Annotated in this window: 12 protein-coding genes; 7 read left to right on the top strand and 5 right to left on the bottom strand. The window is 65.1% G+C overall.

Translation table 11 applies throughout. The features are described from left to right. Positions 1-13 precede the first annotated feature (13 nt). The 4 genes from AAHK20_RS02695 to AAHK20_RS02680 all read left to right on the top strand — a co-directional run bounded on the left by AAHK20_RS02695 (position 14) and on the right by AAHK20_RS02680 (position 9,041). Positions 14-1,327 carry an MFS transporter gene (locus AAHK20_RS02695; protein ID WP_449179873.1) on the top strand — a complete coding sequence of 438 codons (1,314 nt, stop codon included), beginning with the start codon at positions 14-16 and terminating at the stop codon, positions 1,325-1,327. Between the two features lie 19 nt (positions 1,328-1,346). Continuing rightward, positions 1,347-2,774 carry a CoA transferase gene (locus AAHK20_RS02690; RefSeq protein WP_449179872.1) on the top strand — a complete coding sequence of 476 codons (1,428 nt, stop codon included), beginning with the start codon at positions 1,347-1,349 and terminating at the stop codon, positions 2,772-2,774. Between the two features lie 132 nt (positions 2,775-2,906). Next, entirely contained in the window at positions 2,907-4,427 is a 1,521-nt protein-coding gene (gene pdxR / locus AAHK20_RS02685) for a MocR-like pyridoxine biosynthesis transcription factor PdxR (RefSeq protein ID WP_449179871.1), read from the top strand. Positions 4,428-4,547: 120 nt separating this feature from the next. Continuing rightward, positions 4,548-9,041, top strand: a complete 4,494-nt coding sequence (locus AAHK20_RS02680; RefSeq protein WP_449179870.1) for a chemotaxis protein CheB — start codon at positions 4,548-4,550, stop codon at positions 9,039-9,041. A gap of 61 nt (positions 9,042-9,102) precedes the next feature. Here the strand turns inward: AAHK20_RS02680 and AAHK20_RS02675 are convergent, their stop codons facing one another. Beyond that, positions 9,103-10,536 carry an amino acid permease gene (locus tag AAHK20_RS02675; protein ID WP_449179869.1) on the bottom strand — a complete coding sequence of 478 codons (1,434 nt, stop codon included), beginning with the start codon at positions 10,534-10,536 and terminating at the stop codon, positions 9,103-9,105. 182 nt (positions 10,537-10,718) lie between these two features. Further along, complete coding sequence (locus AAHK20_RS02670) at positions 10,719-12,137, bottom strand: NAD(P)/FAD-dependent oxidoreductase (RefSeq protein ID WP_449179868.1); 1,419 nt, start codon at positions 12,135-12,137, stop codon at positions 10,719-10,721. 274 nt (positions 12,138-12,411) lie between these two features. Between AAHK20_RS02670 and AAHK20_RS02665 the strand changes: the two genes are divergently transcribed. Beyond that, positions 12,412-13,236 (top strand): IclR family transcriptional regulator, encoded by an 825-nt coding sequence (locus tag AAHK20_RS02665; protein WP_449179867.1) that lies wholly within the window; start codon positions 12,412-12,414, stop codon positions 13,234-13,236. A gap of 33 nt (positions 13,237-13,269) precedes the next feature. Here the strand turns inward: AAHK20_RS02665 and AAHK20_RS02660 are convergent, their stop codons facing one another. The 3 genes from AAHK20_RS02660 to AAHK20_RS02650 form a co-directional block, all read right to left on the bottom strand. Further along, positions 13,270-14,007: an ABC transporter ATP-binding protein gene (locus tag AAHK20_RS02660; RefSeq protein WP_449179866.1), complete on the bottom strand. Its 738-nt coding sequence runs from the start codon at positions 14,005-14,007 to the stop codon at positions 13,270-13,272. A gap of 112 nt (positions 14,008-14,119) precedes the next feature. Next, a complete protein-coding gene (locus AAHK20_RS02655; RefSeq protein WP_449179865.1) occupies positions 14,120-15,139 on the bottom strand; it encodes a taurine ABC transporter substrate-binding protein in 1,020 nt (339 codons plus the stop codon). A 24-nt stretch (positions 15,140-15,163) separates the two neighbouring features. Beyond that, positions 15,164-15,997, bottom strand: coding sequence for an ABC transporter permease (locus AAHK20_RS02650; RefSeq protein ID WP_449179864.1), 834 nt, complete (start codon positions 15,995-15,997; stop codon positions 15,164-15,166). A gap of 427 nt (positions 15,998-16,424) precedes the next feature. Here AAHK20_RS02650 and AAHK20_RS02645 point away from each other — a divergent pair, with 427 nt between their 5' ends. Next, positions 16,425-16,829, top strand: a complete 405-nt coding sequence (locus AAHK20_RS02645; RefSeq protein ID WP_449179863.1) for a nuclear transport factor 2 family protein — start codon at positions 16,425-16,427, stop codon at positions 16,827-16,829. A gap of 148 nt (positions 16,830-16,977) precedes the next feature. Next, positions 16,978-18,795, top strand: coding sequence for a sulfoacetaldehyde acetyltransferase (xsc, locus tag AAHK20_RS02640; protein WP_449179862.1), 1,818 nt, complete (start codon positions 16,978-16,980; stop codon positions 18,793-18,795). Positions 18,796-18,900: the final 105 nt, after the last annotated feature.

The raw sequence follows: 18,900 nt of genomic DNA, 5'->3' as shown, positions 1-18,900 counted from the left end.
ACGGAGACCCAACATGGCAATAACAGAAGAAGCCGTAGCAGCACCCACACAGCAGCAGATCTTCAAGGTTGCGTTCGCCAGCATCATCGGATCGGTCATCGAGCAGTATGACTTCCTCGTCACGGGGATCATCGCCGCCACCGTGTGGGGCGGCGTCTTCTTCAAGCTGCCCAATCTCGCCGCGATTGCCGCCGCGATCGGCGTGTACGGTCTCGGCATCGTGATCCGCCCGGTGGGCGCGTTCATCTTCGGGAACATCGCCGATCGCGCCGGCCGCAAGGACGCGATGGTCTATGCGCTGCTGCTGATGGGCGTGAGCACCCTGGCCATCGGACTGACGCCGACCTACGACAGCATCGGCGCCATCGCCCCGATCCTCCTGATCGTGTTTCGCCTGTTTCAAGGCATCAGCTTCGGCGCCGAATTCGGCACGGCGTCGACGTGGGTCGTGGAGCAAGCGGCGAAGTCGAAGCGCCGCGCGTTCTGGGGCGCCTGGGTCGGATTCGCGATCCCGATCGGCCTGCTGCTCGGCTTCGGTTCGGTGATCTTCGTGAAGTCGCTGATGACGCCCGCGCAGTTCACCGATTGGGGCTGGCGGATCTTCTTCTACGTCGGCTTCGCGGTGGCGATCGTCGGCATCGTGATCCGCACCCGCACGATGGACAGTTTCGTGTTCGAGCGCTTCAAACAGGGTGAAGAAAAACTCAAGAACCCGGCTGCCCGCGTGTGGGCGGAAATGCCGCTGCGCATCCTGCGCACGTCGCTCGTGAACGCGATGTTCGGCGGCGCGTTTTTCTTGAGCTTCGTGTTCGGCACGAGCTACATGAAGGCGGTCGGCTTCCCGGGAACGCAAGCGGAGACGATCGGCCTCATCGCCGCCGCTTCGATGCTGGTGTTCATGATCATCGGCTCGCTGCTCGCGGACATCATCAACCGCCGCACGATCCTGCTGACCTCGGCGGTCGTCTTCCTCGTGTGGGCGATCCCCTACTTCTATCTGATCAACACCGGCGACTTCTGGCTCGCGGTGCTCGCCGAGGTGATCGGCTTCGGCTTCGTGTTCGGCTTCGGGTATGGCGCGATCCCGACCTTCTACACCGAGAATTTCCCGACGCGCTATCGCGCCTCGGGCGCGAGCGCCGGCTATCAGGTGTCGCAGGTCTACGGCGGGGGGCTCATTCCGATCATCGCCGGCCTGATCCTGCATGCGTACGGGATTCATCGCGCCTATATTTATATTGGCCTGTTCGTGATGGTCTACGCCGTGGCGGCAATCTTCGCGATCCTCGCCACGCCGGAGACCAAGGGCGTCGATCTCGAGACCTGAGTTAACAAGGAGCCACGCGATGTCGTCCGCCTCGCTCGCCCTGACCCGCATCCTGTGGGATGCGCTCGGCGGGCAAGCCGGCGATGTCGATCGGCTCGCTTTTCGCGGCGCCGGCAGTTTGCCGTCGGCGTTCGCCGTCACCGATTTCGCGGCCGCGTCGATCGCCGCTGCGGCGCTCGCGGTCGACGCACTGCTCGCGCGGGCGCATCCGCACGCCGTGCGTGCGCTCGCTGTTGAACCTTCCGCCTCCCTCGTTGAAACCCGCCCGCCAGCCGCCGTCGAAGTCGACCGGCGGCTTGCTTCGTTCTGGTTTGCGACGTCGTTGCGTCCGATGGGCTGGCAAGTGCCCCCGTTGCGGGATCCATTGACGGGCGACTACCCGACCCGCGACGGCTGGATCCGGCTGCATGTCAACGCCCCGCATCACCGGGCGGCCGTGCTTCGCGTGCTCGGCGCGGTCGCCGATCGCCAAGCGGCCGCCGCAGCCGTCGCGGCATGGGACGGCGCCGGCCTCGAGCAAGCGATCGTCAATGCAGGCGGTTGTGCCGCGCAAATGCGCGACGCCGACGCGTGGCGCTCGCACCCTCAAGGCAGCGCGATAGCAGCGGAACCGCTCGTCGCGAGCGACACGAGTCCGGCCAGCGCCGCGCCTGGCTGGCCCGTCGCGCTCGACCGGCCGCTCGACGGCGTGCGCGTGCTCGACGTGACACGCGTGCTCGCCGGGCCGGTGGCGACGCGCTTTCTCGCGGGCCTGGGCGCCACGGTCTTGCGCATCGATCCCCCGGATTGGGACGAGCCCGGCGCGGTGCCCGACGTGACGCTCGGCAAGCGCTGCGCACGACTCGACTTGAAGACGCCATCCGGACACGCGATGTTTGCCGGGTTGCTGGCGAACGCCGACGTGCTGGTGCACGGCCTGCGCCCCGGCGCGCTCGATGCGCTCCGCTTCGACGCCGCCACACGCGAGCGCCTCGCCCCCGGACTCGTGGACGTCAGCCTCGATGCCTACGGCTGGAGCGGCCCCTGGGCGGCGCGGCGCGGCTTCGACAGCCTGGTGCAGATGAGCTGCGGCATCGCCGATGCGGGGATGCGCTGGCGCGGCTCGGCCTCGCCTGTCCCGCTGCCGGTGCAGGCGCTCGACCACGCCACCGGGTATCTGATGGCGGCAGCGGTGCTGCGCGGCCTGACGCGGCGGCTCGAGGACGGCGTCGCGACGCGCGCGCGGCTCGCGCTGGCGCGGACCGCGCGAGCCCTCATCGACTTCAACGCAGCGTGGGACGACACGCCGCTCGCTGCGGAATCCTCAGCCGACGCCGGCGCGGCGATCGAATCGACTTCATGGGGACCGGCTCGACGCATCGCCACGCCGTGGCGGATCGCGGGGGTCGACGTGCGCTGGGACCTGCCGGCTAGCGCATTGGGCAGCGCGGCCCCTTCCTGGCCCTGAAGGCTCGCGACTGCGCTGCCGAGCAACAACGCATCGCAGATTCCAGCGAGAGCCACCGGCATTTGTCCGGATCGTCGGCGCATCACGAGTTTGCGTATCCTGCTGCCAAGACCGCGCACACTAGGAGACAGCATGCCGAACCGTACCCCGACCGCCTTGTGGGCCCAGCAATTCAGGCGGTCGTCGGCATCGAAGACGAGTCTGCAGGACCAGATCCGGCAGATGCTCGTGGCCGCGATCCTCGACGGCCAACTGCCTCCCGACGCCGCCCTGCCGTCGAGCCGCGAGCTCGCCGACCAGCTTGGCGTCGCGCGCAACACCGTCGTGCTGGCGTACCAGATGCTCGTCGACGACGGCTACCTGATCTCCCGTGAGCGCAGCGGACACTTCGTGAACCCGCAGATGCTCGGGGGCCGGTCCGGTTTCGCGTCGACGCCCGCGACCGCCGGCGGCGAAGCACCGAGCCGCCCCATCTGGCGACAGCGCATCGCGCATCCGCCGTCGGCGCAACGCAACATCGTGAAACCCGCGAATTGGCAGCACTACGAATTTCCGTTCATCTACGGCCAGTTCGACCAATCGCTGTTTCCGGCCAACGACTGGCGCGAGTGCTGCATGAAGGCGCTGTCGATCATGGAGATCCGCAACTGGGCGCCCGACCTCATCGAGCGCGACGACGAATCGCTGATCCAGCAGATCCGCACACGCGTGCTGCCACGGCGCGGCGTGTTCGCGGCCGCAGAAGAAATCGTCATCACGAACGGCTGCCAGCAAGCGTTGTATTTGATCGCCGACTTGCTGTGTGACGAGGACACGACGGTCGGTTTCGAGAATCCCGGCTACCCCGACGCGCGCAACATCTTCGAGAACCGCAATGCGCGGCTGCTGCCGCTGCCTGTCGACGGCAACGGGATCGCACCCGACGCGCTCGGCGAAACGCTCGCGCGCTGCGACTACGTGTACGTGACGCCGAGCCACCAGTGCCCCACCACCGCGACGATGCCGATCGAGCGTCGCCGCGCGCTGCTCGACTGCGCCCAGCAGCACGACTTCGTCATTGTCGAGGACGACTACGAGAGCGAGAACACGTTCTCCGGCACGCCGCACCCCGCGCTGAAGAGCCTCGACACGGCCGATCGCGTGATTTACGTCGGTAGTCTGTCGAAGACCTTTGCGCCGGGTCTGCGGCTCGGTTACGTAGTCGGTCCGCGCGAGCTGATTCGCGAGCTGCGTGCGTTGCGGCGCCTGATGGTGCGGCACCCCGTTGCGTACATCCAGCGCGCGTTCGCGACGTTTCTCGCGCTCGGGCATCACGACGCGCTACTGCGGCGGCTCGCGCATGCGTACAACGAGCGCTCGCAAGCGCTGATGGCCGCGCTCGATGCGCATCTGCCGGATGCGCGCTATGTACGCGTGACGGGCGGCGCATCGTGCTGGGTCGAGGGGCCGTTGTGGCTCGATGCCACGCGCCTCGCCGCCGATGCACAAGCGCTCGGTGTCCTGATCGAGCCGGGCAGCGTGTTCTTCACGAACGACGACGAGGCGCGCCGTTATTTCCGCATGGGTTTTTCGGCCATTCCGCTCGACAAGATCGAGCCCGGCGTGCGTGCGCTCGCGCAATGCGTGCGAGCGCAGCAGGCGGGCGACATATAGTGGGGAATATCGATACCCTTCGGTCCCACGGCACGGCGCTTGCGCACTCGACGTTGTCGGATCTCGATCTCGCTATTGGCACCGGGCAGCAGCAACGATTCCCCTTCTGGAGCATTTTGAGTGATCCGCAAAACGTCTCGCCCAGCCGCGCAACAGGATGACCGAGTCCAGGGAAGCCAGGTGCCGGTGGTCGGCATCGGCGCGTCGGCCGGCGGCCTCGAGGCCCTGAACAAGCTGCTCGGACATTTGCCCTCCGATACGGGCATGGCCTTTGTCATCGTGCAGCATCTTGATCCGCAACACGAAAGCAAACTGCGCGATCTGCTGGGCGAAGTGACGCCGATGCCGGTGCTCGAGGCCCGCGAAGGTCTACCGGTCGAACCGGACCACGTTTATGTAATTGCCCCCAACACGACGCTGGCCATTGCCAACGGCGTATGCCGCGTCACCCCGCGCAGCGAGGCGCACGGCGTACATTTGCCGATTGACCATTTTCTCAAGTCACTAGCCGAAGACTGCCAGGCCCGCGCGATCGGCGTGATCCTCTCGGGCACCGGCACCGACGGGACCCAGGGCGTGGAAGAGATCAAAGCTGCCGGAGGCATCACGCTCGCCCAGGACGAACAGAGCGCTGCCCACGCTGGCATGCCGTTGAATGCCATCCGTTCGGGCTGCATCGACATGGTTCTGACTCCTGCGGACATGGCTCGCGAGCTGGCACGCATCGGCCGTCATCCCTATGTCGCCGCTTCCCGGGTGACGAAATCCGAACCGGACACCCTCGCGGAAGACCGGAACTACAGCGAGATCCTGACCCGGCTGCATGCGGCTTTCAAGGTCGACTTCAGCACCTATCGCGATACGACCGTCAGGCGGCGCATCACGCGCCGGATGGTGCTGCATTCGCTTGGCAGCCTGGCCGACTACGCCGCGCAACTGAAGATCGACCGCATCGAGCTCGAGGCGCTGTACCACGACATCCTGATCAACGTCACCAGCTTCTTTCGGGACCCCGACGCGTTCGATGCGATCAGGAAGCTGGTGCTGCCCGCGATCATCAAGAGCAAGGAACCCGGCATGCCGCTGCGCATCTGGGTGCCGGGATGCTCGACCGGTCAGGAAGCCTACTCTCTGGCGATCGTCGTAACGGAATTTCTCGAGAAGACCCATTGGGCATCGCTACCTGTCCAGATCTTCGCCACTGATCTGAGCGACACGATGTCGCTGCAGCAGGCGCGCGAAGGACTGTATCCCGGCAGCATCGAGGCGGAAGTGTCACCCGAGCGGCTCAGCCGTTTTTTCACCAAGGACGACAGCCACTACCGCGTGTCCGCTTCGCTGCGGGAGATGATCGTTTTCGCCCGGCAGAACGTGGCGGCCGATCCGCCCTTTTCGCGTGTCGACCTGATCAGCTGCCGTAATCTGCTTATCTACCTCGCACCTTCGCTGCAAAAACGCGTCATCCCGACTTTCCATTACGCACTCAACCCGGGCGGCTTTCTCGTACTCGGTTCGTCGGAAACCGTCGGTTCGTTCACGACGCTTTTCGCCGCCGTCGACCAGCCCAACCGCATCTATGTAAGAAAGGCAACGGCAACCCGGGCGTATCCCCACTTCCGCGCTGAACGAACCATCGCAACCCCCGATCGAAGCGCCGCCCCGGCACCGGCTACGTCTGTTACAGACTGGCAGCGCGAGGCCGACCGCGTCGCGCTCGCCCGATACGCACCGCCGGGGGTCCTGGTCAACGAGAATCTGGACATCCTGCAGTTTCGCGGCCAGACCGGACCGTTCTTGACCCCGGCGCCGGGGGAACCCAGTCACAACCTCCTGAAGATGGCGCGCGAGGGGCTGTTCGGCCCATTACGCACCGCGCTCGCCGAGTCTCAGCAGCAGGGCGTTCCGGTGCACCGTCAGGGCGTACGCGTGCGTGGCGAAGCGGCCGACCGGGAGATCGACCTGGACGTCATCCCGGTCAAATTGCCGAACGCGGCGGAACGCTGCTACCTGATTTCGTTTGCCGAGCCTGCGCGTCGCACCGGTCCGATGCCGGCGGCACCGGCCATCGCCGCACCGGCGAAATGGCCTGGGGACGAACTGGAATTGCTGCGCCAGGAACTGGCCTCCACGCGTGAATACCTGCAATCGGTGATCGAGCAGCAGGATGCCGCCAATGAGGAGCTGAAGGCGAGCAACGAGGAGATCCTTTCGTCGAACGAGGAGTTGCAGAGCACCAATGAAGAACTCGAAACCGCAAAGGAGGAGCTGCAATCGCTCAACGAAGAGCTGACGACGGTCAACGAACAGCTGCAGGTCCGCAACGCCGAGCTCATCCGGCTCAACGACGACATGACCAACCTGTTCGGCAGCGTCAACGTTCCGATCATCGTGTTCGGCAGCGACTTGCGCGTGCGCCGCTTCACGCCGCCCGCCACGAAGCTGCTGCACCTGCGCGCCGGCGACGTCGGACGACCGGCCAGTCATCTCAGGCTGCCGGTGCCGACGGTTGGCCTCGAAGCGCTGCTGAACGAGGTCATCGGGACCGTGCAGATGCGCGAACACGAGGTGCAGGACGCAGCCGGTCGCTGGTACGCGTTCCGCGTGCTGCCCTACCGCACCGCCGACAACCGGATCGACGGCGCTGTGCTCGCGCTCGAGGACATTCATGCCGCGAAGCTGGCGCAGGCCGCGCTGCTCGATGCGCGCGATTACGCCAGGGCCATCATCGAGACGGTGCGCGACCCGCTGCTGGTCCTGGACAGCGAGCTGCGCATCCAGATGGCGAGCCGCTCGTTCTATCGCACGTTCCGCCAGATGCCATCCGATACGGAAGGGCGCCGTCTGTTTGAACTGGGCAACGGTCAGTGGAACATTCCCGAGCTGCGCGCACTGCTCGCGCAGGCGCTCGTCGAGCGCAAGCCTTTCGAGGACTACGAAGTCAAGGCGACCTTCGACACAGTCGGCCACAGGATCATGCTGCTCAATGCCCGCCGCATCGTTCGCAACGGGGAAGAAACGGGACTGATCCTGCTGGCGCTCGAGGACGTGACCGAACGCACTCGCGCGGGAGAGGTCCAGGCGCGGCTGGCCGAGATTGTCGAATGCTCCGACGACGGAATCATCAGCACAACCCTTGACGGCGTGATCACGACATGGAACGCGGGCGCGGAACGGATCTTCGGGCTGCGCGCCGACGAGGCGATCGACACGTCCCTCGCGCGGCTGATGCCGCCCGCACAGGAAAACGGGGAGGCCGACTTTCAGGCCCGCATGCGGCGGGGCGAGCGTATCGCGCATGTCGAAACGACGATCATGAACAGGGGCGGCCGGCAGGTGCACCTGTCGGTCGCCATCTCGCCGCTTCGCAACGCCAACGGTGCGGTGTTCGGCATATCCCGCGTGGCGCGCGACATCAGCGAGAGCCGGCGCATGCAGGAAGAATTGAAAGCGTTTGCCGCCGGACTCGCCGAAACCGACCGGCGCAAGAACGAGTTTCTGGCGGTACTCGCACACGAGCTGCGCAACCCGCTCGCGCCGATTCGCAATGCCCTGCAGATACTGCTGCAGTCGGGCACACACATGCCAGCGGATCGATCCGCGATGGACATCATGGAACGCCAGATGGCGCAGATGGTTCGCCTTGTCGACGAACTGCTCGATGTGAGCCGCGTCAGTCGCGGCAAGATCGAACTGCGCCGGGGTGAGGTCGAATTGAACTCGCTGGCCCACCACGCCGCCGAGGCTGCCCGCAGCGAGTGCGAGGCGATGCGTCAGGAACTGGTGGTTAGTGTGACGCCTGAGCCGATCTACGTCGACGGTGACCCCGTGCGGCTGCTGCAGGTGATCGGCAATCTGCTGAGCAACGCGAGCAAGTTCACTGAGGGAGGCGGCCGGATCGAACTGCATCTGGAACGCGAAGGGGACCATGCGCTGGTCCGGGTCTGGGACAACGGCATCGGCATTACGGAAGCCCAGCTGTCACGCATCTTCGACATGTTCGCGCAGGCCGACAATTCGCTGGAACGCACGCGTAGCGGTCTGGGAATCGGCCTGACCCTGGTCAAGACGCTGGTGGAGATGCATGGCGGTGCTGTGGCCGTTCACAGTGCTGGCGCGGGCCAGGGCAGCGAGTTCGTCGTGCGGCTGCCCATGCTGACGGAAGCGCAACTGGCGCAGCCAGCGCTGCCGGAACGACCCGGGCGCGAGCAGATGGCGGAGCAGGCTCGCCGCATACTGATCGTTGACGACAACCATGACTCGGCTGACTCGCTCGCCACACTGCTGCGAATGCTGGGTCACGATGTCCACGTTGCGTACGATGGGCTTCGCGCGGTGGAGGAAGCGGCCGCCCTGCTGCCTGACTTGATCCTGCTCGACATTGGTTTGCCCGGGTTGAATGGCTACGAGGCCGCCGAGAGGATTCGCGGCCAGCAATCGGACCGGCGCTTCTTGCTGGTGGCGCTGACCGGATGGTCGCAGGAGGACGACCGGCGCCGCTCCAGGGACGCCGGCTTCGATGCCCATTTGGTCAAGCCCGCCGCAGTCGAAGATATCGATGCGCTGCTTGCCCGGCTGTCGGACGATGGTGCTGCCGGGCCAGACGCATCGGTTTAGATCATTGACGCCGTCGGCGAGAACAGTCTCAGGTCGCGGCCGCCCGCGACGGCGCGATTATTCAATGCTGCGAATACGTGACGAGCTCATGCTCGTCGACATGCGACGACGACGCACGGCGACGGCGAACGAACACCCCATACACCACAAGCAGCACCCCGAGGCTCACAACGCCGAGCCAAAGCGGCTTGCGCTGCTCGGGAATGAACGCCATCGCTACGAGAATGCCGATCATGCCGGCGATCGACAGCCACGTCAGATACGGAAAGCCCCACATCTTCACGCGCAGTTCGCTTACTGCCTGAGCGCCGAGCCGGCTACGCAGACGCAGCTGAGAAAACGCGATCAACACGTAGACAAAGATCGCGACCGTCCCGTACGAATCGACGAGAAACGCGAACACCGTATCGGGCGACACGTACGACATCACGACCGACACATAGCCGAACAGCGTGCCGAGCAAGATCGCCCGCACCGGCACGCCGCGCTTGTTGACTTTCGCGAGCGAGGCCGGCGCGTCGCCGTGGCGCGTGAGCGCGAACAACATCCGCGAGGCCGCGTAAAGCCCCGAATTCAGCGCCGACAGCACGGCGGTCAGCACGATCGCGTTCATCACGTTCGCGGCGGCCGGCAGGCCCATCACTTGCAGCGCGCTAACGTACGGCGTCGCCATGTGCGGCGAATTCCACGGCACGAGCGCGACGACGAGCGCGACCGAGCCGACGTAGAACACGAGCACGCGCGTGATCACCGAATTGGTTGCCTTCGCAACGGCCTTCGCGGGCTCGCGCGCCTCGGCCGCCGCGATCGTCACGATTTCCGCGCCGAAGTAGAAGCCTGTCGCCGCGACCGCCCCGCTCATCACCGGGCCTATGCCGTGCGGCATGAAACCGCCGTGGCCGAGCAGCGTCGGCAGCACCGCCGTCGTGTGCAACGACGCAGGCCAAAGGCCGAGCACATAGAGGCCGCCGAGAAACAGGAACACGACGATCGCGCCCACCTTGATCGACGAGAACCAGAACTCGAACTCGCCGTAGCTGCCGACCGAGATCAGGTTCGTCGCCGTAAGCACGACTAACAGCGTCAAGCTGATGATCCACGCGGGCACGTCGGGTATCCAGAACTGCACGAGCTTCGCTCCCGCAACCGCTTCGAGCGCGACGACGATCACCCAGAAATACCAATACATCCAGCCCGTCAGAAAACCGGCGAGCCGTCCCGGTCTTTGCCCGCGGCCAAACGCGAGCCGCGCGTATTCGTAGAACGAGCCGACGGCGGGCATCGCGCACGCCATCTCGCCGAGCATCCGCATCACGAGCACGACGAGCACGCCCGTAATCAGGAACGACAGGATCGCAGCGGGCCCGGTCTGCTGTATCACCACGCCGCTGCCGACGAAGAGCCCTGCACCGATCACGCCGCCAAGCGCGATCATCGTCATGTGCCGCTGCTTGAGTCCGCACTTCAAGTCACTTCGGTCCATCGAGGGTTGCATGTCTTCTCCATTTCCAGATGTCTTGGACGACGCCCGTGCGATCCCGATGCGCTTAAGCGCCCGCACTCGCGCCGTCTGAACGGAGCGTGCAAAGGCGCCTCTCGCGCCTTGCCGCAAGGATTTATCGTTTTGTAATCGGGGATGCGCCGGCCTGGGCGGCTGAGCCCGCCGGCGCGTGAGGATCAGGGCTTCTCGTCGCGCCGGAAGTAGCCGACGTAGAGCATCCGCTGCCCGAGGCGGCGGAACGGCGCAAACAGGTGACCGGGCAGTGGCGAAGTGAAGATCGGCAGCGTCTGATGTGCGCCCTTGCCGGCGATGCGCTCGGCCATCCGGCGCCCCGCCTGCTGCGAATACGACACGCCGTTGCCGCCGTAGCCGAGTGCATAGAACACGGCCTGCTTCGGATCGGGCTGGCAGACGCGCGGCATCATGTCGTGGCTCACGTCGACCCAGCCCCACCACGAGTAGTCGATCTGGATGCCGGCGAGCGCCGGAAACTTGCGCGCCATCCCTTCCTTGAGCAGATCGAGGTGGCGCGGGTTCGGCGCGTCGGCACCCGTGATCGCGCTGCGGCTACCGATCTGCAGACGCTTGTCGGGCAGGAATCGGTAGTAGAAGCGCAGTGTGCGCGTGTCGGTCAGCACCTGCGTCGTGCGGAAGTTGCACGCTTCGATCTCCTGATCGGTGAGCGGGCGCGTGACCATCGAATTCGACAGGATCGGCATCACCTTGCTGCGCAGCGACGGATGCAAGCGTTGCGCGGTATAAGCGCCCGTCGCGATGCCGACCGCGCGCGCACGGACGATCCCGCCCGGCGTGCGCAAGTGATGCACGCCGTTGATCGTTTCCCAGCCGATCACGGGGCTGCTCGTATGCACGCGCGCACCGGCTTCGCGCGCGAGGCGCAGATAGCCGAACGCGAGCTTCAAGGCGTGAATGCCGATGCCTTCGGGCTCATGCAGCGCGCCGCACGACTCGTGATCGTTGACGAATTCGCGGCGGAACGTCTCGGCGCTCAGCAGTTCGGACGGATAGCCGAACACGTCCTTCCAAACCTTCGCTTCGGCCGCGAGCTTCTCCATGATCCGCGCGCGATGCGCGATCAGAAAGTGGCCACCCGGCTGCGGATCGCAATCGATCTCGGAGACGAACGCCTTGAAGTGCTGAAAGCCTTCGAGGATCTCGTCGTGCATCTTGAGCGCGACGTCCTTGCCCCAGCGCTCGATCCACTGCGAGCGCGACAGGCGTCCCGACGCGTTCTGCCCCTGCCCGCCGTTGCGGCTGCTGCAGCCCCAGCTCGTGCGGTTGGCCTCGAGGACGACGGCCTTGATGCCATGCTCGCGTGCGAGGCAAAGCGCGGTCGCGAGGCCCGTGTAACCGCCGCCGATGATCGCGACGTCGACGTCGATGTCCTTCGTGATCGGACCGTCGTCGGGCGGCGGCGTGCCCGCGGTCGCGACCCAGTAGGTCGGCGCATAGTCCTTGCCGTGCCCCGGTCCCGGCGATACAAGCGGGTCGTAGGTCGGGTCGTAACGCGTATCCGCCGGCGTGCGTGTGACGAAGCCGCCTGCGACTCGCTCCATTGAACTGGTGGATCCCATGCCTGTCTCCAAATCGTTTTCTTCAGGTCGACCATCGAGCGCTTACGCTTCGTTGCGGCGACCTGTTGAAGAAAGTGTAGGAAGGCAAATTTTCGGCAGGTAGGACCAGTGTCCCGGATTCGCTTGGGCCAGCAAAATCGGCCCGCTTAGTGTTCACGCCGGGTATTCATGCCGAGCGATGCCCCACAAAAACAGACCAATTTGTTTCATTTTTAGCTATGCTGGGACGCACGGCGAAATCAACTGAGCGACGAAGAATCAACTAAGGAGACCCATGCGCGCCACCGCTCCGAAGCAGCCTGAAGCCGCAACCGATGCCACGCCCGCCGACGACGCCCGCGTGCTGCGCGCGCTCGCCGTGCTCGAAGCGCTCGCGTCGGCGGGACAGCCGTACACGCTGTCGCAGCTCGCCGCGCGCCTGCACATTCCCAAAGCCACGCTGCTGCGGCTGATCGAATCGCTGGAGACACGCGGCTACGTGATGCACATGCCGGACTCGCGCGGCCATGACCGCAGCATCGCGCTCGGCCCGAGCGCCGCGCACTTCGCGCTTGCCACACTCGCCAACAACACCTTCACGCGCGCATGCCGCTCGGTGCTGCGCGCGCTCGTCGAGGTGCTTGGCGAGACCTGCAACCTCACCGCGCTCGACGGCGACATGGTGGTGTACGTGGAGCGTGTGGAAACGGCCGAGCCGCTGCGGCTCGAGATGCGGCCCGGCATGCGCGTGCCGCTGCACTGCACGGCGAGCGGCAAGCTGTTCCTGTCGCAGATGACGGCGCTCGAACGCAATGCGATGCTCGCGCGGCTCACGCTCAAGAAGATGACCTACCGGACGCTGACGGATAAGCAACAGCTCGCCGCCGAGCTCGAGCGCCTCGGCACGCGCGGCGTCGGCATCGACAACGAAGAATTCGTGCGAGGAATGGTGGCCGTCGCGGTGCCGGTGAAGGACGCCGCCGACGGGCGCGTGCTCGCGGCGCTGGCCGTGCATGCGCCGACCGCGCGAGCGACGCTCAACGATTTGCTCGAGGCCGTGCCGCAGATGCGGGAAGCCGCCAGCCGGCTCGCCCCGCTCCTGCACCTGCGCGACGGCTGAGCGCCGCCGCAGGTGCCACATAAGGCGCCGCGCTCAATGCGCCAGAATGCCCATCGCCTGCCTCTTCAACTCCAGAAAATGCGGCTCGAATGCGACCTGCGGCGTGCGCGGCCGCTCCAGCTCGATCGGCACGTCGATCGCAACCCGCCCAGGCCGCGCCGACATGACGACCAGCCGCGTGCCCAGAAAGATCGCTTCGTCGACGTCGTGCGTGATGAACACGATGGTGCAATGCAGTTGATCCCACAGCGAGGTCAAGAAGGTCTGCATGTCACTGCGGGTCTGCGCATCCAACGCGCCGAAGGGCTCGTCCATCAGCAGGACCTTGGGCTTCATGACCAGCGCGCGGGCGATGGCCACGCGCTGCTGCATACCCCCCGACAACTCGTAGGGCTTGTGCTTGGCGAAGGACTCCAATCCGATGATGCGCAGGATGTCAGCCGAGGCCTTCCGGCGCTTCTCCTTGGGCACGCTGTGCAGCGAAAGCCCGAACTCGATGTTGTCTTCGACGCTGAGCCACGGAAACAATCCCGCCTGCTGGAACACGACGACGCGGTCGGCCCCGGGCTCGCTCTTGACTTCGCCGTCGACGTAGATGTTGCCCCGTGAGGGTGACGTCAGCCCCGCCAGCAGGTGCAGCAAGGTGGTCTTGCCGCAGCCGGAGGCCCCCAGCACGGTGACGAACTCGCCGCCTTGGAACGTCAGATTGATGTTTTCCAATGCGGCGGTGGCGCCGAAGGTCTTGTACAAGGAATCGATGACGATGTTCAAGTTCGTCTCCTGCTAGGCGGGTGAGTCACTCAATGGGCTGGCGAGTAATAGGCCAGCCCGTTAGCCGTTAATGGGCCAGCCCCTAATGGGCCAGCCCGTTAATGGGCCAGCCCTAATGGGCCAAATGCTTCGAATACTGCGGCGCGACGTTGGTCTCGAAGCTCGCCGGCACCGACTGGATGCGGCCGATCTGCTTGAGCACCTTGGCCGTATTGGCCAAAGTCATATACGTCGCCGAGGTTTTCACGCCCGCGTCGAGGCCCATGACTTTCGGCGTCGTCTGGTCGGCGCCCGAGAACAGCTCGTAGCCGGCCAGCTCGCTCTTCGCGACGTCCAAGGTGACGCCCGTCGCCTTGGCCATCTCGCCGAGCGCCTTGTCTTGCTCCTTCTGCGTTAGCTGATAGCCGTCGTCGAGCGCGGCGACGAAACCTTGCACCAGATCCGGATGCGCTTTCGCCCAGTCCGCGTTGGCGATGCAGACGTTGTAGCTCGATGCTTCGCGCGGCAGATCGCCGTCGGTCTTGATCGCCTTGCCGCCCGCCCCGCGCAGCGCGCTGAATACCGGGTCCCAGACGATAGCCGCGTCGATCGCGCCGGTCACCCACGAGGTGCGCATCTGCGGCGGCGCCATGTTGATTTGCGTCACCGAGTCATACGGCACTTTCGCCTCGGAGAGAAAAGTGGCCAGTTCGAAGGACGCCTGCGAGCCGGCAACGATCGCGATCTTCTTGCCTTTCAGTTCGGCGACGTCCTTGATGCCGCTCTCAGGCTTGACCACGATGCCGGCCGCATTCGTGTAGCGCTCCTGGTTGTACACGATGGTCATCGGCAGGCCCTGCGAGATGGCCGTGACGAGCGGCGGAACGCCGAGCCCGCACATGAACGTGAGGCTGTTCGACGCCAGCGCGCTCATCGCCGCCGGGCCCGAGCTGAACAGCTTGTACTGGACGTCGGCCTTCATGTGCTTCTCGAACATATGCTCCGCCATCGACACCATATACGGATCGGCGCCGTTGTCCTCGTAGCCGATGATGACTTCGGGCTTGTCCTGGGCGCTGACCACGCCCGAGGCCGCACAGCCGGCGGCGAGCAGCACCGCGCTCGCGGCCTGGACCCATTGCATTCGTTTCATGTTTAGTCTCCTCCGATCTTTCGATCAGTTATGGCTGCGCCAAGGCACGATCAGGTTTTCGAACTTTCGTATCACCAACTCCATGCCATACCCGATCAGCCCGATGATCACGATCCCCACGATCACGATGCTGACCTGCAGGGCTTGTCCCGCGAACTGCACGAGCCAGCCCAGCCCGCTGCTCGCGGCAATCAGTTCCGCTGCGACCAGACACGTCCACGCGACGCCGATCCCCACGCGCATCGCGGTAAAGATTTCAGGCAACGCCGAAGGCAGTACGACTTTCCGAAAAATTTGCGCATTGCTCGCGCCGAGCGTGCGGGCCACCGAAATGCGCAGCGCCGGCGTGCTCTTCACCCCCGACATGGTGCCGATGATGATGACGGGGATCGTGCCGACCAGAATCAGAATGGCCTTGGGCAATTCGCCGATGCCGAACCACACCACCAGCAGCGGGATGTAGGCGAGCGGCGGAACCGGACGGACGAACTGCAGGAAGGGGTCGATGATGTCGAACACGAACTTGTTGCGCGACATCGCGAGCCCGATGGGAACGCCGATCACGACCGCGCCGACGAAGCCGATGATGATGCGCACGCAGCTGATGAGGATGTCGCTGCCTAGCGTCTGTCCACCGTAGCCGTTGCGCAGAATCTCGATGAGGGACTGCCAGACCGCCACCGGCGACGGCAGCGCGAACGATGGGAACACGCCCGCCATCGACACGGCCTGCCAAATCAAGACCGATGCCACCAGCACGGCGGCGGTCAGCCAGTACGAGCTCGATCCGAAGCGAACGCGGCGAAGCTTGATCGCCTGCTCGCCGGGTGACGCAATGGGATGCTTCAGATGCTTCATCTTTCCGTGTCCTAGTGTCAATCTCATCACCGCCTCCTCAATCTGGTCTGCAATAAGTAGACCTCATCACCATGGCTTCTGGCTTCAAGTATAGACAGCACAGGCAGCGACGGACTTCGGCCCGGGACGCGACACGCACTTGTCAGCTCGCCCGTTGAGACCAGCATCGTCAATCCATAAATGAGCGGGTAGTACCAGCCAAAAGGTTCTGATGGGGCCAGCCAGATGAGGGATTTCCCTTGGTTCCGCGGGCCGTCGAGCGGGCCGCCGCGCGGGCTGCGCACGTGCCCGCTGACCCCCGCTGGCCCAAGCGAAACCTCCGAACTGGCGCTACTCGCCGGGGCACGCCCCCACTAACGTGTCAGTACGAGATGCCGCATTGCGCACCTATGCGGTGCGGCCACCGCCATCCCCTATGGAGACACGTATGACAGACACGCCCCTCGCCTCTTCCGCCGTCACCGCCGACACGCTCGCCGCGTTCTCCGATGCCTTCAACCGGCACGACGCGAACGCGCTGATGACCTTCATGACTGAGGACTGCGTGTTCGACGCGGCCGGCGGCCCCGACGTTTTCGGCACGCGCTTCGTTGGACGCGAAGCGGTGCGCGCCGCATTCGAAGCGGTATTCAAGACCTTCCCCGACGCGCACTGGGGCCACGGCCGCCATTACGTCGCCGGTGAGCGCGGCGTATCCGAGTGGGTGTTCACGGGCACGCACGCGGAAGGCTGGCGAATCGAAGCCGAAGGCTGCGACCTGTTCGAGTTCCGCGACGGGCTGATTGCCGTCAAGCGCGCGTTCCGCAAAGAGCGGCCGAAGCAGCCGGCCTGACGGGTCGCGCATTGGCGCACGCATTTGGAACAAATCATTTCATTTCATTCCAGATTTCTGAACCACACGCGGAATCGATTGACCTGATTTCGACAGTGAATAGCATCAGAAACAGGGCATCCCATTAGATGACGAACGGAGACAACGTATGAACGACCTTTCCAAACCCCAGCCCGCGACCGTTACCGGTGCGCAAGACATGACGCCTTCCGAAGCCTTCGTCGAGACACTCGCGGCCAATGGCGTGACCGAGATGTTCGGCATCATGGGCTCCGCGTTCATGGACGCGATGGACATCTTCGCGCCCGCCGGCATCCGCCTGATTCCGGTCGTCCACGAACAGGGCGCGGGCCATATGGCCGACGGCTATGCGCGCGTGTCGGGCCGCCACGGCGTCGTGATCGGCCAGAACGGCCCCGGCATCAGCAACGCCGTCACCGCGATCGCGGCCGCCTACTGGGCCCACAGCCCGGTGGTGATCGTCACGCCGGAGGCCGGCACGATGGGCATCGGCCTCGGTGGTTTCCAGGAAGCGAACCAGCTGCCGATGTTCCAGGAATTCACGAAATACCAGGGCCACGTCACGCACCCCGCGCGGATGGCCGAATTCACCGCGCGCTGCTTCGACCGCGCGCAGGCCGAGATGGGACCGACCCAGCTCAACATTCCGCGCGACTACTTCTACGGCAAGGTCAAGGTCGAGATTCCGCAGCCCCGCAAGCTCGATCGCGGCGCGGGCGGTGAGCAGAGCCTGAACGAAGCGGCCGAGCTGATCGCGCAGGCGAAATTCCCGGTGATCATTTCGGGCGGCGGCGTCGTGATGGCCGATGCCATCGAGGAATGCAAGGCGCTCGCCGAACGGCTCGGCGCGCCGGTCGTCAACAGCTACCTGCACAACGACTCGTTCCCGGCGAAGCATCCGCTGTGGTGCGGCCCGCTCGGCTATCAGGGGTCGAAGGCCGCCATGAAGCTGCTGTCGCGCGCCGACGTCGTGATCGCGCTCGGCTCGCGGCTCGGACCGTTCGGCACGCTGCCGCAGCATGGGCTGGATTACTGGCCGAAAGAAGCGAAGATCATCCAGATCGACGCCGATCACAAGATGCTCGGCCTCGTGAAGAAGATCTCGGTCGGCATCTGCGGCGACGCGAAGGCCGCCGCGGTCGCGCTCACGCAGCGCCTCGCGGACCGCAAGCTCGCGAGCGATGCGACGCGCGACGAACGCGCCGGCCAGATCGCATCCGAGAAGGCCGCCTGGGAGAAGGAGCTCGACGAGTGGACCCACGAGCGCGACCCGTACAGCCTCGACATGATCGAAGAGCAGTCGCACGAGCGCCCGTTCAGCGGCGGCACGTATCTGCATCCGCGCCAGGTGCTGCGCGAGCTCGAGAAGGCGATGCCGGAGGACGTGATGGTGTCGACCGACATCGGCAACATCAACTCGGTCGCGAACAGCTACCTGCGCTTCAACAAGCCGCGCAGCTTCTTCGCGGCCATGAGCTGGGGCAACTGCGGCTATGCGTTCCCAACCATCATCGGCGCGAAGGTCGCGGCGCCCCACCGCCCAGCGGTCTCGTACGCGGGCGACGGCGCATGGGGCATGAGCCTGATGGAGACGATGACCTGCGTGCGCCACAACATCCCGGTGACGGCCGTGGTGTTCCATAACCGCCAATGGGGCGCGGAGAAGAAGAACCAGGTCGACTTCTACAACCGCCGCTTCGTCGCGGGCGAGCTCGACAACCAGAGCTTCGCGGCGATCGCGAAGGCGATGGGCGCGGAAGGCATCGTCGTGGATAGGCTCGAGGACGTCGGGCCTGCCTTGAAGAAGGCGATCGATCTGCAGATGAATCAGGGCAAGACGACGATCATCGAGATCATGTGCACGCGCGAGCTTGGCGATCCGTTCCGCCGCGACGCGTTGGCGAAGCCGGTGCGCTTGCTCGATAAGTACAAGGATTACGTCTAACGGGAGTGTCGGCCGGAGTTGGTGCTTCAGCACTGACTCCGGTCCCATGCTGAATTAGTCCAAGTTGGCGCTTTAGCGCTTACTCGGAATGTTCAGCGCTCGTCC

The sequence above is a fragment of the Trinickia camelliae genome (genome assembly GCF_053525655.1).
This window is presented reverse-complemented; position numbering and strand designations above follow the sequence as displayed.